This window comes from Agromyces capsici, assembly GCF_058349965.1.
The window spans coordinates 2,008,344-2,022,892 of record NZ_JBYRET010000001.1; the positions used below are offsets into that span (position 1 = coordinate 2,008,344).

The 14,549-nt window shown below is 70.8% G+C and carries 14 protein-coding genes; 12 read left to right on the forward strand and 2 right to left on the reverse strand.

Going from position 1 to position 14,549, the window contains the following annotated elements:
- Nucleotides 1-104 precede the first annotated feature (104 nt).
- The 11 genes from AC3RKB_RS09475 to AC3RKB_RS09525 all read left to right on the forward strand — a co-directional run bounded on the left by AC3RKB_RS09475 (nt 105) and on the right by AC3RKB_RS09525 (nt 10,768).
- Nucleotides 105-899 carry a TIM barrel protein gene (locus AC3RKB_RS09475; RefSeq protein WP_491435830.1) on the forward strand — a complete coding sequence of 265 codons (795 nt, stop codon included), beginning with the start codon at nt 105-107 and terminating at the stop codon, nt 897-899.
- Nucleotides 896-2,452 carry a GMC oxidoreductase gene (locus AC3RKB_RS09480; RefSeq protein ID WP_491435831.1) on the forward strand — a complete coding sequence of 519 codons (1,557 nt, stop codon included), beginning with the start codon at nt 896-898 and terminating at the stop codon, nt 2,450-2,452. The genes AC3RKB_RS09475 and AC3RKB_RS09480 overlap by 4 nt, the downstream gene beginning before the upstream one ends.
- Nucleotides 2,449-3,492 carry a Gfo/Idh/MocA family protein gene (locus tag AC3RKB_RS09485; protein WP_491435832.1) on the forward strand — a complete coding sequence of 348 codons (1,044 nt, stop codon included), beginning with the start codon at nt 2,449-2,451 and terminating at the stop codon, nt 3,490-3,492. The genes AC3RKB_RS09480 and AC3RKB_RS09485 overlap by 4 nt, the downstream gene beginning before the upstream one ends.
- Before the next feature lie 46 nt (nt 3,493-3,538).
- The gene (locus AC3RKB_RS09490; protein ID WP_491435833.1) at nt 3,539-3,946 is read left to right on the forward strand and encodes a C-glycoside deglycosidase beta subunit domain-containing protein; all 408 of its coding nucleotides are present in this window, start codon (nt 3,539-3,541) and stop codon (nt 3,944-3,946) included.
- Nucleotides 3,943-5,043, forward strand: coding sequence for a sugar phosphate isomerase/epimerase family protein (locus AC3RKB_RS09495; protein WP_491435834.1), 1,101 nt, complete (start codon nt 3,943-3,945; stop codon nt 5,041-5,043). Before AC3RKB_RS09490 ends, AC3RKB_RS09495 begins: the two co-directional genes overlap by 4 nt.
- Complete coding sequence (locus tag AC3RKB_RS09500) at nt 5,040-6,077, forward strand: sugar phosphate isomerase/epimerase family protein (protein ID WP_491435835.1); 1,038 nt, start codon at nt 5,040-5,042, stop codon at nt 6,075-6,077. Before AC3RKB_RS09495 ends, AC3RKB_RS09500 begins: the two co-directional genes overlap by 4 nt.
- Entirely contained in the window at nt 6,070-6,861 is a 792-nt protein-coding gene (locus AC3RKB_RS09505; RefSeq protein WP_491435836.1) for a nuclear transport factor 2 family protein, read from the forward strand. The genes AC3RKB_RS09500 and AC3RKB_RS09505 overlap by 8 nt, the downstream gene beginning before the upstream one ends.
- A 12-nt stretch (nt 6,862-6,873) precedes the next feature.
- Nucleotides 6,874-7,290: a C-glycoside deglycosidase beta subunit domain-containing protein gene (locus AC3RKB_RS09510; protein WP_491435837.1), complete on the forward strand. Its 417-nt coding sequence runs from the start codon at nt 6,874-6,876 to the stop codon at nt 7,288-7,290.
- 26 nt (nt 7,291-7,316) lie between these two features.
- On the forward strand, nt 7,317-8,474 hold the full coding sequence (locus AC3RKB_RS09515; protein WP_491436805.1) for a Gfo/Idh/MocA family protein: 1,158 nt from the start codon (nt 7,317-7,319) through the stop codon (nt 8,472-8,474).
- Between the two features lie 11 nt (nt 8,475-8,485).
- The gene (locus AC3RKB_RS09520; protein ID WP_491435838.1) at nt 8,486-9,490 is read left to right on the forward strand and encodes a sugar phosphate isomerase/epimerase family protein; all 1,005 of its coding nucleotides are present in this window, start codon (nt 8,486-8,488) and stop codon (nt 9,488-9,490) included.
- Between the two features lie 165 nt (nt 9,491-9,655).
- Complete coding sequence (locus AC3RKB_RS09525; RefSeq protein ID WP_491435839.1) at nt 9,656-10,768, forward strand: Gfo/Idh/MocA family protein; 1,113 nt, start codon at nt 9,656-9,658, stop codon at nt 10,766-10,768.
- A gap of 52 nt (nt 10,769-10,820) precedes the next feature.
- Here the strand turns inward: AC3RKB_RS09525 and AC3RKB_RS09530 are convergent, their stop codons facing one another.
- Complete coding sequence (locus AC3RKB_RS09530) at nt 10,821-11,045, reverse strand: three-helix bundle dimerization domain-containing protein (RefSeq protein WP_491435840.1); 225 nt, start codon at nt 11,043-11,045, stop codon at nt 10,821-10,823.
- Between the two features lie 94 nt (nt 11,046-11,139).
- On the opposite strand from AC3RKB_RS09530, the gene nhaA reads away from it, so the two are divergent.
- Entirely contained in the window at nt 11,140-13,005 is a 1,866-nt protein-coding gene (gene nhaA / locus AC3RKB_RS09535; RefSeq protein ID WP_491435841.1) for a Na+/H+ antiporter NhaA, read from the forward strand.
- A 78-nt stretch (nt 13,006-13,083) separates the two neighbouring features.
- On the opposite strand, the gene AC3RKB_RS09540 is transcribed toward nhaA, so the two are convergent.
- Complete coding sequence (locus tag AC3RKB_RS09540) at nt 13,084-14,403, reverse strand: MFS transporter (protein WP_491435842.1); 1,320 nt, start codon at nt 14,401-14,403, stop codon at nt 13,084-13,086.
- Nucleotides 14,404-14,549 lie beyond the last annotated feature (146 nt).

Below are 14,549 nucleotides of genomic sequence, written 5' to 3' on the forward strand. Positions count from 1 at the left end.
CAACGATTCGAGAACGGCCGGATCGTCGAGCACCGGGACGTGCTGCCGCAGGTTCCCGTGCATGCCGTTCACGACCCATCAGGTTCCGACCCCAGGAGACGCACGTGTACCAGCTCGCACCCAACATCGAACTCCTCTTCACCGAAGCCGGCGACTACCACGACCGCGTGCGGGCCGCCGCGGCGGCGGGCTTCACCGCCGTCGAGATGTGGGGGCCGACCGGGGCGGACGCCCCGTCGACGCCCAAGGACCTGCCGGCGCTCAAGGCCGCGCTCGAGGAGACCGGCACGCAGCTCACCGCCCAGCTCGCCGAGCCGCGGACGCAGTTCATGATCCCGCCGTGGGATCACTCGGAGTTCTTCCGCAAGCTCGACGAGGGTGTCGAGATCGCGCAGGCGCTCAGCACGCCCCGCATCGTGGTGGGGAGCGGCACCGGGTTCGGCGGCTGGAAGCGACAGGTGCAGCTCGACAAGCTCATCGAGATCTACGAGAAGGCGATCGCGCAGATCGACGGGTCGGGGATCACCCTGGTGCTCGAACCGGTCAACGTGCGCGTCGACCACCCCGGCTCGCTGCTCGACCGCACGAGCGAGGCCGTGTACGTGGCGCGTGGCGTCGACTCGCCGTTCTTCGGCGTGCTGTACGACATCTACCACTCGGCCGTCGAGGGCGAGGACATGGCGGCCGAGCTCGCGAACGCGGGCGGGCTCGTCAAGTACGTCCAGCTCGCCGACGCGCCAGGCCGCGGTGAGCCGGGCTCCGGCTCGCTCGACTGGGCCGAACGGCTCGGCATCCTGCGCGCGTCCGGCTACGACGGTCCGATCGGGCTCGAGTACTACCCGACGCAGGAGTCCGAGGCATCCGTCGCCCTCATCCGCGACCTGGCGGTGTCGGCATGAGCCGCTACCCGGCCGCGGTCGACGTTGCGATCGTCGGCAGCGGTCCGACCGGCGCCGCCTACGCGCGCATCCTGAGCGAGGAGGCGCCCGGCGTCACCATCGCGATGTTCGAGGTGGGGCCGACGGTCTCCGATCCGCCCGGCGCGCACGTGAAGAACATCGAGGATCCTGAGGCGCGGGCCGCGGCGCAGCGCGCGTCCGAGGGTCCCGGCGCCGGCGCCGACACCGTGAACTCGCCCGGCGCGGTCAAGAGCGGCGAGCGCCGGGCACGCCCGGGCACGTTCCTCCTCGACGACGGCTTCGCGTTCCCCGGCGAAGACGGCCTGCCGGTCGCCGCGATGTCGAGCAACGTCGGCGGCATGTCCGCCCACTGGACGGGTGCCTGTCCGCGACCCGGCGGTGGCGAGCGCATCGAGTTCCTGCCCGACCTCGACGAGCTGCTCGACGAGGCCGATCGCCTGCTCGGCGTCACGACCGACGCGTTCGACGGCGCGCCCTTCACGGGCCTGGTCCGCGAGCGACTCGCGGCGGCCGTCGACGACGGTCGTGAACCGGCGGCACGCGTGCAGCGGATGCCGCTCGCCGTGCACCGCCGCCCGGACGGCCGTCTCGTCTGGTCGGGCTCCGACGTGGTGCTCGGCGAGGTCACGCGAGCCAACCCGGACTTCCACCTGCACGACGAGTCGCTCGTCATGCGCGTGCTCGTCGACGGCGGCCGGGCGGCGGGAGTGCGCGTACGCGACCTGCGCTCGGGCGAGGAGCACGACGTGCGCGCCCGAGCGGTCGTCCTGGCCGCCGACGCGTTGCGCACGCCGCAGCTGCTGTGGGCCAGCGGCATCCGCCCTGATGCGCTCGGCCGCTACCTCAACGACCAGACCCAGGTCGTGTTCGCCTCGCGCATCCGCGACGTCGAGCCCCTGGCCGGCGCAGAGGAGTCCGCACCCGCCGAGGGCGGCCTCAGCGAGCAGAGCGGCGTGAGCTGGGTGCCGTACACCGACGCGCAGCCGTTCCACGGCCAGATCATGCAGCTCGACGCGTCGCCGATCCCGCTCGCGGAGGACGACCCGATCGTGCCGGGCTCGATCGTCGGGCTCGGGCTCTTCTGCGCGAAGGACCTGCAGCGCGACGACCGGGTCGAGTTCAGCGACGACGTCGCCGACTCGTACGGCATGCCGGCCATGCGCATCCACTACCGCCTCACCGAGCGCGACCACGAGGTGCTCGACCAGGCCCGCGAGGAGATCGTCCGCCTCGGTGCCGCGGTCGGCGAGCCGCTCGACCCGCGTCCGTTCACCATGCCGCTCGGCGCGTCGCTGCACTACCAGGGCACGACGCGCATGGGCGAGCGCAACGACGGCGAGAGCGTCTGCAGCCCCGACAGCGAGCTGTGGGAGGCGCCGGGCGTCTTCGTCGCCGGGAACAACGTGATCCCGACCGCGACGGCCTGCAACCCGACGCTCACGAGCGTCGCGCTCGCCGTCCGCGGTGCCCGGACGATCGCGACGCGTGTGGCGAGCGAAGCGTACGCGGGCCTCGAGGGACAGCGACGATGAGCGGCTCGACGGGTGCGGACCGCGTGGCGGACGCCACGGTGCGCGTCGCCATCCTCGGCGCGGGCGGGATCGCCGAGCGGGCGATGGTCGAGCCATCGCGGGAGGTGCAGAGCGTCCACGTCGTCGCGATCGGCTCGCGCGATCCGCAGCGCGCACGCGCCTTCGCCGACCGCCTCGACGTGCCCCGGGCAGGAGACTACGAAGCGGTCCTCTCGGATCCCGAGGTCGACCTCGTCTACGTGGCGCTGCCACCGACCTTCCATGCCGAGTGGGCCACGCGTGCGCTCCGCGCCGGCAAGCACGTGCTCTGCGAGAAGCCGCTCTCCGCGAACGAAGCGGGCGCCCGAGCGATCGCGGAGGCGGCAGCCCAGTCCGGGCGACGTGCGTTCGTCGGCTTCCACTACCGCCTGCACGGCTTCACCCAGCGGCTGCTCGAGGTGATCGGCTCCGGGGTCCTCGGTGCGGTCCACGGCGTCGACATCGACTTCAGCATCCCGGATTTCGTCGTGAAGCCCGGCAACATCCGGCTCGACGGCGATCTGGGCGGCGGCGCGGTGATGGACGTGGGCTGCTACGCGGCAGATCTCCTGCGCGCGGCGTGGGGAGAACCTCGCGTCGTGTCCTCGACCGCCGTGGTCTCGGCGGATGACCCGCGGGTCGACCTCGAGACCGATGCCGTCCTGGAACTGCCGGACGGCGCTCCCGTGCGCCTCCGCTCGTCGTTCCTGGGCAAGGGCAGCGGGAGCATGTCGCTGCGCGTCGCGGGCGAGGCCGCGTCGCTCGAGGCCACGAGCGTCATCGTGCCCCAGTGGGGTGCTGAGCTGCGGGTCACGTCGGAGGCCGGCGTCCTCGCAGAGGCTCGTGCCGTCGACGGCGAGTCGAGCTACGTCAGGCAGCTCGAGCACCTCGTCGCGGTGCTCGCCGACGGCTCGCCGAGCCTGCTCGACGCGGACCGCGCGGTCGGCACGATGAGGGTCGTCGACGACATCTACCGCGCGGCCGGACTCGAGCCGCGACCATCCGCTGTTGCATATGTCTGAATCAGACATTAGAATGCAGAAATAGAGATAAAGTCGAGGAGGACTTGTGATCGCCGATCGCATCATCGAACAGGGCACGCTCACCGTCGACGACACGCGCGTGTCGGTCGAGGTCCGGATGCCTTGGTACCGCGCCCTGCCGGGTTCCTGCATCGCAGGCGCCTCGCTCACCGTCGACGGCGTCGAGGCGCCCGCCGACTCGCTCCGCTGGGCCATGAACGGCCGCGAGTTCACCTTCGCCGAGCTCATCGGCGAGAGCGACCAGTGGTGGTTCCCCACCGACTCCGCCGTGCTCTCGGGCGAGGTCGCGGTGGCGACGGATGCCGCTGAGCACGAGGTGAGCGTCCAGCTCACGCTCTACATCCCCTACATCATCATCGGCGACGGCGAGACGCTCCACATCGAGGAGCGCGACACCAAGACGATGCCGGCACGGAAGGCGGTGGCGGCATGACCGCCCTCGGCACCCCCATCCAGGGCGTCACGCTCTACAGCTTCACGCGCGCCTTCCACGGTCGTGAGTACGACCTCGAGGGCCTCATCCGCAAGGTCGCCGCCGAGGGCTACGGCCCGGGCCTCGAGGTCATCGGCTTCTCGAGCTTCCGCGGGTTCCCCGAGGTCGACGACCGGTTCGCGGGCTGGTTCCGCGACCTCGTCGAGGAGGTCGGGCTCGTCACGACCTCGCTCGCCGTGAACGCCGACATCGGCATCCACCGCGACCGCCTGCTCACGCAGGACGAGCTCATCGAGTACATGCGCCGCCAGATCGAGGCGGCCGCGAAGCTCGGCTTCCCGATCGCGCGCGTGCAGATCTCGCTGACGCCCGACTCGATGGAGCAGCTCGCCCCCATCGCCGAGCAGTACGGCGTGACGCTCGCCCTCGAGGTGCACGCCGACCAGTACGCCTCGCACCCGCGCATCCTCGCGCTGCGCGACCGGTACGAGCAGGTCGGATCGCCGTACCTCGGGTTCACCATGGATTGGGGCGCCACCGTCACGGGCTTCGCGCCGTCGCTGCTCGAGGCGTATCGCCGCCGCGGCGCCTCCGATGAACTGCTCGCGAAGGTCGTCGACCTCTGGAACGCGTTCTCCGAGCAGGGCCCGCCCGCCGACCAGGCCGAGCACGGCCAGCGGTTCGGTGCGTTCATCGGCCTGGCAGCGCAGAACGGCCGGCCCGACCTCGGCATCGACTTCGGCATCAACGGCACCGGTCTCTTCGGCCCGGCGCGCGTCGACGACTGGCTCGCGATCATGCCGTGGATCCGGCACGTGCACGGCAAGTTCTTCGGCATCGACGAGCGCGGCGAGGAGCCCTCGGTTCCCGTCCGTGACCTCATCCGCCTGCTCGTCGAGCAGGGCTACTCGGGCGCCATCTCGAGCGAGTACGAGGGATGGCACTGGAACAACTGGCAGAGCCCCTTCGAGATCATCGCGGCCGAGCAGGCCGTGCAGCGCTCGGCCGCCGAGGCATCCGGCTCTCGCATGATCACGGATGCCGCGGAAGCGCGCCGCATCCTCGACACCCACCTCGGAAAGGCGGTCCAGGCATGACCGACACGACCACCGGCATCGCCGGCACCGGCATCAAGCTGGGTACGACGCTCTACTCCATGACGAGCGAGTTCGCGGCCGGGCTCTACACGCCCGAGACGCTGATCAAGGCGGTGCACGACGAGGGCATCGGCCCCGGCGTCGAGTTCAACATCGCCCAGCTGCTGCGCACGTATCCCGATGTCGACGCCGACTTCGTGAAGCTCTGGTTCGACTCGCTCGAGAAGTACGGCCTCGAGGCGAGCGCCGTGGGCACCAACCTCGACATGGGCCGCCGCAAGGACCGCGACATGACGCCCGACGAGGAGCACGACTTCCTCGCGCGCCAGCTGAAGACCGCGCACACGCTCGGCTTCAAGCGGGTCGTCATCCGATCGCACGGCAGGGAACTCCTCCGCAGCCTCCTGCCGCTGGCCGAGCAGTACGACCAGTACCTCGGCTACGAGATCCACGCCCCCTCCGGGCCGAACGATCCCGCGGTGCTGCGGATGCGGGAGATGTACGACGAGCTCCAGAGCGAGCGGCTGGGCTTCACCGCCGACTTCTCGTCGACCATGCACAGCCTCTCGCCCATGCTCCTGCGCACGCTGAACCGGATGGGCATGGACGAGAAGCACTTCCCCGTCATGGAGGAGATCTGGCACGAGCCGACGCCCATGCACGTGCGCAACCAGAAGTTCGAGGACTACCTCACCGGCGAGGGCGTCGACCCGCTCACCTTCGGGCCGTTCACGCGTCTCGCGTTCAACATGCACGGGCTCGTGCCGCCGGAGGAGTGGCTCGACATCATGCCGCAGATCTTCCACGTGCACGCGAAGTTCTACGACATCGACGCGAACGGCGACGAGCCGGCCATGGACATCCCGCGCATCGTGAAGCAGTTCGTCGACGGCGGCTACACCGGCTACCTCTCCAGCGAGTGGGAGGGCCACGCGTTCGCCGACCTCGGCGAGGCCGACCCCATCGACCTCGTCAAGAAGCAGCACGCGCTCATGCGTCGTGCCATCGAGCAGGAGGCGGCCGCCCGTGTCTGAGCTCGTCGAGACCTCCGCCGCGGCATCCGTCGCCGAACTGCAGGCCGAGATCGATCGGCTGCGCGGCCAGGTCGACAAGGCCACGCGCCTCGCCCGCCGCGCCGCCGACCGCGGCGACGTCGAGAACCTGTTCAACCGGTACATGTACCTGCACAACGCGTTCCAGGACGAGCAGATCATCCCGCTCTGGGTGAAGCGCGGCACGCCCGGCATCCGGGCCCGGTACACGAACGCCGGCCAGTACACCGACTACGACAGCGTCATCCGCTACCACCAGGGGCGGCCGACGCCGACCGGCAAGCTGATCCTGCACGCGACGACCACGCCGGTCATCGAGGTCGCCGCCGACGGCGAGACCGCGAAGGGCGTCTGGATCATGGCCGGCACCGAGTCGGGCCTCACCGATCCCGAGGTCGCGACGGCCTTCCCCGACATGTACTCGCCCGGCGAGGTGCAGGGCAAGAAGGTCTGGGCGCACTGGGTCTGGTGCAAGTACGCGATCGACTTCCTCCGCCAGGACGGCGAGTGGAAGATCTGGAAGTTCCGCTGCTACGAGCTCGCGCGCGCCCCGTTCCACGAGGACTGGATCAGCTTCGGCGAGAAGAACCAGGCCGCGTTCGACCTCGACCTCATGTACTTCGGCGACGACGGCAAGCCCGTCTTCATGCCGCCGGCCGACGAGCCGGTGCCGACCGAGTACCACCCCTACCACCCCTCGACCCGTCAGACGCTCGAGCCGGCGCCGCCCGTGCCGCACGAGACGTTCACCGACACGTTCAAGTAAGGCAGGCACCCCATGGCCACTCATGATTCGCTCTTCTCCGAGCAGGACGTCCGGCGGCTCGAGAACGGCATCGCCGTCTCGGTGCAGCTGCCCTGGTACCGCAGCCTCTGGCTGTCGGCCGTCGACGGCGTCGCCGTGACCGTGAACGGCGAGGCGATCCCGACCGACCGCCTGCGCTTCGCGCTCCAGGGCCGCGAGTACCGGATCGAGGAACTGCCCGAGCAGTGGGACACGCTCTGGTTCGTCGCCGACCGCCCCGACGTGTTGATCGACCTCGGCCGCGCGCCGGCGGAGGGCGAGCAGCTGACCGTCGAGGTGGTGCTGACGATGCGACTGCTCTACATGCAGATCATGCCGGGCGTCGACGGCGGTCCCGGCCGCTACGTCACGAACCGGGTGCCGGTCGAGCGCGAGGTCGTGCTGGCATGAGCACGCGCCAGCCCCTGCGCGTCGCTATGATCGGCTACGGCTTCATGGGCGCGGCGCACTCGCAGGCGTGGCGCACCGCGCCGCGCGTGTTCGACCTGCCGCTCGACGTCCGGATGGCCGTCGTGGTGGGTCGCCACGCCGACGCGGTGGCGGATGCCGCGGCGAAGTGGGGCTGGGCGGACTCGGCGACCGACTGGCGCGAGGTGATCGCGCGAGACGACGTCGACCTCGTCGACATCGTCACGCCGGGCGGCTCGCACGCCGAGATCGCGATCGCCGCGCTCGCGGCGGGCAAGCACGTGCTGTGCGAGAAGCCGCTCGCGAACGCGGTCGCCGAGGCCGAGGCGATGACGGATGCCGCGGAGCGGGCGTCCGCCCGCGGCATCCGATCGATGGTCGGCTTCACGTACCGGCGCGTTCCGGCCGTCACGCTCCTGCGCGACCTCATCGCGCAGGGGCGGATCGGCCGGGTGCAGCAGGTGCGCGCGAGCTACCGCCAGGACTGGCTCGTCGACCCCGAGATGCCCCTCGGATGGCGCCTGCAGAGGGAGCACGCCGGCTCGGGTGCGCTCGGCGACATCGGGGCGCACGCGATCGACCTGACCCAGTTCGTCACCGGGCAGGAGGTCACCGCGGTGTCGGGCGTGCTCGAGACGATCGTGCGCGAGCGCCCCGTGCAGGGCTCGGGCTCGGGGCTGTCGGGCACGGCGGGCGAGGGCCGCGGCCCGGTGACCGTCGATGACCTCGCGCTCTTCACCGGACGGCTCTCGTCGGGCGCGCTCGCCTCGTTCGAGGCGACGCGCTTCGCGACCGGCCGCAAGAACGCGCTCGCGATCGAGGTCTCGGGCGACCGGGGCGCGCTCGCGTTCGACTTGGAGGACCTCAACGTCCTGCACTGGTACGACCGCACGGCGCCGAGCGAGGTGCAGGGCTTCACGCGCATCGTCGTCACCGAGCCCGAGCATCCGTACGTCGCCGCGTGGTGGCCGGCCGGCCACATGCTCGGCTACGAGCACGGGTTCAGCCACCAGGTGAAGGACCTCGTCGAGGCGATCGCCGACGGCACCGACCCGCATCCGACCTTCGCCGAGGGACTGCACGTGCAGCGCGTGCTCGCCGCGGTGGAGGAGAGTTCCGCACACGATTCCCGATGGGTGGGCGTCGGCTCGCCCGCCGCCGGCTAGAGGAGGATCCCATGCCCCGACCGATCACGCTGTTCACCGGACAATGGGCCGACCTGCCCTTCGAGGAGGTCGCCCGGCTCGCGGGTGAGTGGGGGTACGACGGCCTCGAGATCGCCTGCTGGGGCGACCACCTCGACGTCTCGCGCTGGGACGACGCCGCCTACGTGCAGGGCCGGCGCGACATCCTCGAGCGCAACGGCCTGCAGGTCTGGACGATCTCGAACCACCTCGCCGGCCAGGCGGTGTGCGACGACCCGATCGACCAGCGGCACCGCGACATCCTGAACGACCGGGTGTGGGGCGACGGCGACCCCGAGGGCGTGCGGCAGCGTGCGGCCGAGGAGCTGAAGATGACGGCGCGGATGGCGGCAGCGCTCGGTGTCACGACCGTCACCGGCTTCACGGGCTCGTCGATCTGGAAGGCCGTCGCGATGTTCCCACCGGCCTCGGAGGAGTTCATCGACGCCGGCTACCGCGACTTCGCCGAGCGGTTCCATCCGATCCTCGACGTGTTCGAGGAGGTCGGCGTGCGGTTCGCGCACGAGGTGCATCCGTCGGAGATCGCCTACGACTACTGGACGACCAAGCGTACGCTCGAGGCCATCGGCCACCGCGAGTCCTTCGGACTGAACTGGGACCCGTCGCACATGGTGTGGCAGGACCTCGATCCGGTGGGGTTCCTCTGGGACTTCCGGGACCGGGTCTACCACGTGCACTGCAAGGACACGAAGAAGCGTTTCGACAACGGCCGCAACGGCCGCCTGTCGTCGCACCTCGCGTGGGCCGACCCGCGGCGCGGCTGGGACTTCATCTCGACCGGGCACGGCGACGTGCCGTGGGAGAACGCGTTCCGCATGCTCAACGCGATCGGCTACGACGGTCCGCTCTCGGTCGAGTGGGAGGACGCCGGCATGGACCGCCTCGTCGGCGCGCCCGAGGCGCTCGGGTTCGTGCGGCGGCTGTCGTCGTACGAGCCGTCGGCGGCGGCGTTCGACGCGGCGTTCAGCACGCGATAGGGCCCGCACTGGAGCGGCGCCGGGCGCGAGCCCGGCGCCGCTCGTGCGTGTGGAGGGCGGGACCGCGCTTCCCCTTATGCGCCGGATCGCAACCACTTATGTGCCAAACAGGCGCAACTGCGGGAGACTGATGGTGAGTGTTCATCACGATCAGAGGAGCAGCGCATGTCGGTTCGCGCAGGGATCATCGGCACCGGGTTCATGGCGCGCGTCCACGCGCAGGCCATCGCCACGGGCGGCCACCACCTCGTCGGCGTCGCCGGCTCGAGCCGCGAGAAGGCGGCGGCGTTCGTCGCGAGCCGGCCCGCCGCGCTCGCACTCGGCGGCGTCGAGGAACTGATCGCCCTGCGCCCCGACATCGTGCACGTCACGACCCCGAACGCCCTGCACCGTGCGCAGGCCGAGGCGATCATGGACGCCGGGATCGGCGTCATCGTCGAGAAGCCGTTGGCCACCAGCGTCAAGGATGCCGAGGCGCTCGCCCGTCGGCAGGCCGACGTGCCGGTCGCCGCGGTGCCGTTCATCTACCGCTACTACGGGCTCGTGCGCGAGATCCGCGAGCGCATCCGGCGCAACGCCGCCAACCGCCTCTGGGTGCTGCACGGCAGCTACCTGCAGGACTGGCTCGCCGGCGTCGACCAGACCAACTGGCGGGTCGACCCGATCGCGGGGGGCGCCAGTCGCGCGTTCGGCGACATCGGCGTGCACTGGTGCGACCTGATGGAGTTCGTCACGGGCCACCGCATCACGACCGTCACCGCGACGGTCGGCAACGCCTTCGAGCGTCACGGCGGTCCGGCGCAGAACCTCACCGAGGATGGCGCGGTGCTCACGTTCACGACCGACCACGGCGCCATCGGCTCGCTCGTCGTCAGCCAGGCGAGCGCCGGGCGCGACAACCGCCTCTACTTCTCGTTCGACGGCCCCGATGAGAGCTACGCGTTCGACCAGCAGCTGCCCGAACGCGCCTGGATCGGCCGCCGCGACGAGAGCCGCCTGATCACGCGCAACCCGGGCACGGCCCTCGCGTCGCCGGTCGGGCTCGAGCCGGTGCCCGCCGGCCACCCGCAGGGCTACCAGCAGTGCTTCAACGACTTCGTCGCCGACGCATACGCGGCGCTGGCCGGCGAGGCGTCCGACACGCTGCCGACGTTCGCCGACGGGCTGCGGGCGGCACGCCTGACCGCCGCGGTGCTCGAGTCCGCCCGCACCGGTGCCCGGGTTGCCGTCCCGGGGCCCGCCTCCGCTCGCCGGCCCGAGGCGGCCGTCGCGGTCTAGCGGGCTCCGCTCGCGGGCGGAGCCGGCGCTTCGGGCACGGCGGCGCGCGGGCTCAGGCCGTCGCCAGCGCCTTCACGCGTCGCTTGGCGCTCTTCTCGACCAGCACCGGCACGAAGTCGCGCACGGGCCGGCCGTCGTAGCCGTGGTGCTCCTCGTCGACGATCTGACGGATCAGCTCGCGGTCGACCTCGGGGAACTTCCCGGCGAGGCGCTCGATGACCTCGTCGACGCTGCGCTGCTCGGACTCGTCGGCCCGGGCATCTCCATGCGTGCTCATGATCGGCAGTCTGATCGGGCGCACCCCCGAAGTCAAACGCGCGGTTCGCGGGCGATCCGCCCGCCCCGCGCCATCCGCCCCCTAGCATTGGCGCATGAGCGCCGCAGCGCCCGCCCCTGCGTCCGGCACGACCACGACCACCACGCCGTGGCACGCGCGACTGCGCTTCGGAACCGGCGACCGTGCGGCCGCGGCGCTGCTGCTCGTGTTCACCGTCTTCGCGATCCTGTGGGCCAACTCGCCCTGGGGCGAGACCTACGAGCAGTTCTGGGAGACGCCGGTCGAGCTCGGCGTCGGCGACCTGGTGCTGACCACGACGCTGCATCACGTCGTCAACGACGCCGTCATGACGCTGTTCTTCTTCGTGGTCGGACTCGAGGTCAAGCGCGAATTCACGCTCGGCGAGCTCACCGACCCCAAGCGTGCCGTGGTGCCGGTCGTGGCGGCGGTCGCCGGGCTCATCGTGCCCGCCCTGATCTTCCTGCTCATCGCGTGGCCGTCGGGGGAGGCGCACGCGTGGGGCGTCGTGATCTCGATGGACACGGCGTTCCTGCTCGGCGCGCTCGCGATCATCGGGCCGAAGTTCCCCGCCCGGCTCCGGGCGTTCCTGCTCACGCTCGCGGTCGTCGACGACATCGGCGCGCTGCTGGCCATCGCGGTGTTCTACAACTCGGGCATCGACCTCGCGCCGCTCGCGATCTCGGTCCTGCTGATGGTCGCCATCGCGCTGGTGCGGTTCCTGCCGGCCGGGCGCGGCATCGCGTACGCGACGCTCGGCATCGCGCTGTGGTTCGCGATCGCCGCGGCGGGCGTGCACCCGACGCTGGCGGGCGTCGCGGTCGCGCTGCTCATCCCCGTGTTCCCGCCGCGGCGCACCGACGTCGAGCGCTCCGCCGAGCTCTCGCGGGCGTTCCGCGAGTCGCCCAACGCGGCCTACGCCGCCGCGGTCGCCCGGAGCCTGCGCGACTCGCTGTCGATCAACGACCGGCTGCAGGCGGCGTGGGGCCCCTACATCTCGTTCCTCGTGCTGCCGCTGTTCGCCCTCGCCAACGCGGGCGTGCACCTCGACGCCGAGACGCTCGCCGCCGCGGCCGCCTCGCCACTCACCTGGGGCATCGTCGCGGGCCTCGTCGTCGGCAAGTTCGTGGGCATCGCGGGGGCGACCGCGCTGATGCGGATGACGGGACTCGGCCGCCTCGCGCCGGGGCTCGGGATGCCGCGCATCGCGGGCGGGGCGGCCCTCTCGGGCATCGGCTTCACGATCTCGCTGTTCATCGTGACCCTCGCGATCGCCGACTCCGAGACCCAGGACCTGGCGCGCGTCGGCGTGCTCGCGGCATCCGTCATCGCGTTCACGCTCGGCTGGGCGATCTTCACGATCGCCGACCGGCTGGCGCCGCCGCAGCCGATCGGCAAGGTGCTCGCGCGGCCGTTCGACCCGACGCGCGACCACTACCGCGGCCGCCCCGACGCCCCGTACCAGATCGTCGAGTACGGAGACTTCGAGTGCCCGTTCTGCAGCCGTGCCACCGGGTCGATCGACGCGGTCATCGATCACTTCGGCGAGGACGTGTGCTGGGTGTGGCGTCACCTGCCGCTCGAGTCGGTGCACGCGCACGCGAAGGAGGCGGCGCAGGCGTACGAGGCCGCGGCGCTGCAGGGCCGCTTCCTCGAGATGTCGCGGCTGCTGTTCGCGCGACAGGACGCGCTCACGCCCGACGACCTCTGCCGCTACGCGGACGAGCTCGACCTCGACGTGGACCGCTTCATCGACGACATGCGCTCGCCGAAGGTGGTGCTCCGCGTCGAGGAGGACCAGCTCGACGCCGAGCTGATGGACCTGCACTCGACCCCGACGTTCTTCATCGGCGGGGTCCGGCACATCGGGCCGTGGGACTCGCGCACGCTGATCCGCGCACTCGAGGCGTCGGCCGAGCGGCGCGTCGAACCGTCACCCTGACCTGCGCGAGACCCGCGGAGGCGGAGACGACGATGGGGGCGGATGCCGCGGCATCCGCCCCCATCGCGCGGTCGTCGATCAGGCGTTGAGGTCGACGCCCTTCGTCTCCTTGACGAGCGAGACGCCGATCAGCGAGATCACCGCGGCGATCGCGATGTAGACGCCGATGGTCCACGACTGGCCGGTCGCGACCATCAGCGCCTCGGCGATCATCGGGGCGAACGCGCCGCCGAGGATGGCGCCGAGGGCGTACCCGATCGAGACGCCCGAGTAGCGCACCCGCGCCGGGAACATCTCGGCGTAGAGGGCCGCCTGCGGACCGTAGGAGAGGCCGAGGCCGAACGTCATCAGGAACAGTGCGACGAAGTACCAGAGGATCTCGCCGGTGTCGATGAGGAACCACATCGGGACTGCCCAGAGGGCGAGGAACACGTAGCCGATCTGGAACGTGCGGACACGACCGAGGCGATCGGACAGGCGGCCGCCCCACAGCGTGAAGATCAGCCAGCCGAACGAGGCGAACGTCGTCGCGAGCAGCACCGTCGGACGGTCCATGCCGAGCGCCGTCACCGCGTAGGTCGCGAAGTAGGCGATGAGCAGGTAGCCCGCGGCGTTGTTCGCGATGAAGATGACCGCGGTCAGGACGACGTTCTTCGTGTTGCTGCGGAACAGGTCCTTCAGCGGTGCCGACGACTCGGCCTGGCGCTGCTGGAGCTCCGTGAAGACCGGGCTCTCCTCGACCGCGCGACGGATCAGGTAGCCGACCACGATCAGCACGATCGAGAGCATGAACGGGATGCGCCAGCCCCACTCCATGAACGCCTCGGGCGACATGGACGAGGTGATGATCCACAGCGTGAACGTGGCGAGGATCATGCCGATCGGGACGCCGATCTGCGGGAAGGCGCCGAAGAAGCCGCGCTTGCCGCGCGGCGCGTGCTCGACCGACATCAGCGCCGCGCCGCCCCACTCGCCGCCGGCGGAGAAGCCCTGCAGGATGCGCAGGCTGATCAGCAGGATCGGCGCCGCGATGCCGATCGCGGCGTAGGTGGGCAGGAAGCCGATGAGCGAGGTCGAGACGCCCATCATCACGAGCGTGAAGACGAGCATCTTCTTGCGTCCGATCTTGTCGCCGAGCCGGCCGGCGATCACCGCGCCGAGCGGTCGGAACAGGAACGAGATGCCGATCGTCGCGAAGGCGAGCACCTGCGCCAGACCGGGGTTCGACTCGGCCAGCGGCGCGAGGAAGAGCGGCGCGAGCACGAGGCCGGCGGCCTGGGCGTAGATGAAGAAGTCGTACCACTCGATGGACGTGCCGACGAGGGTTCCGGCGAGGACCTTGCGCTCCTCGGATGACATGCGGCCGGTGCGCTCGGTTTCGTGCGTGGTTGAGGTCATGCGAACTCCGTTGTTCTTGCGGGACTCGGGTATCCAGCGCGAGGGTGGTGCGCCGAGGGGATTTGCCGACCGATCGTTCAGTCAGGAAACAGACCATAGCGCACGAACGGCGATCCGCGGTAGCCCCCGCGCGACGAACGGCACCA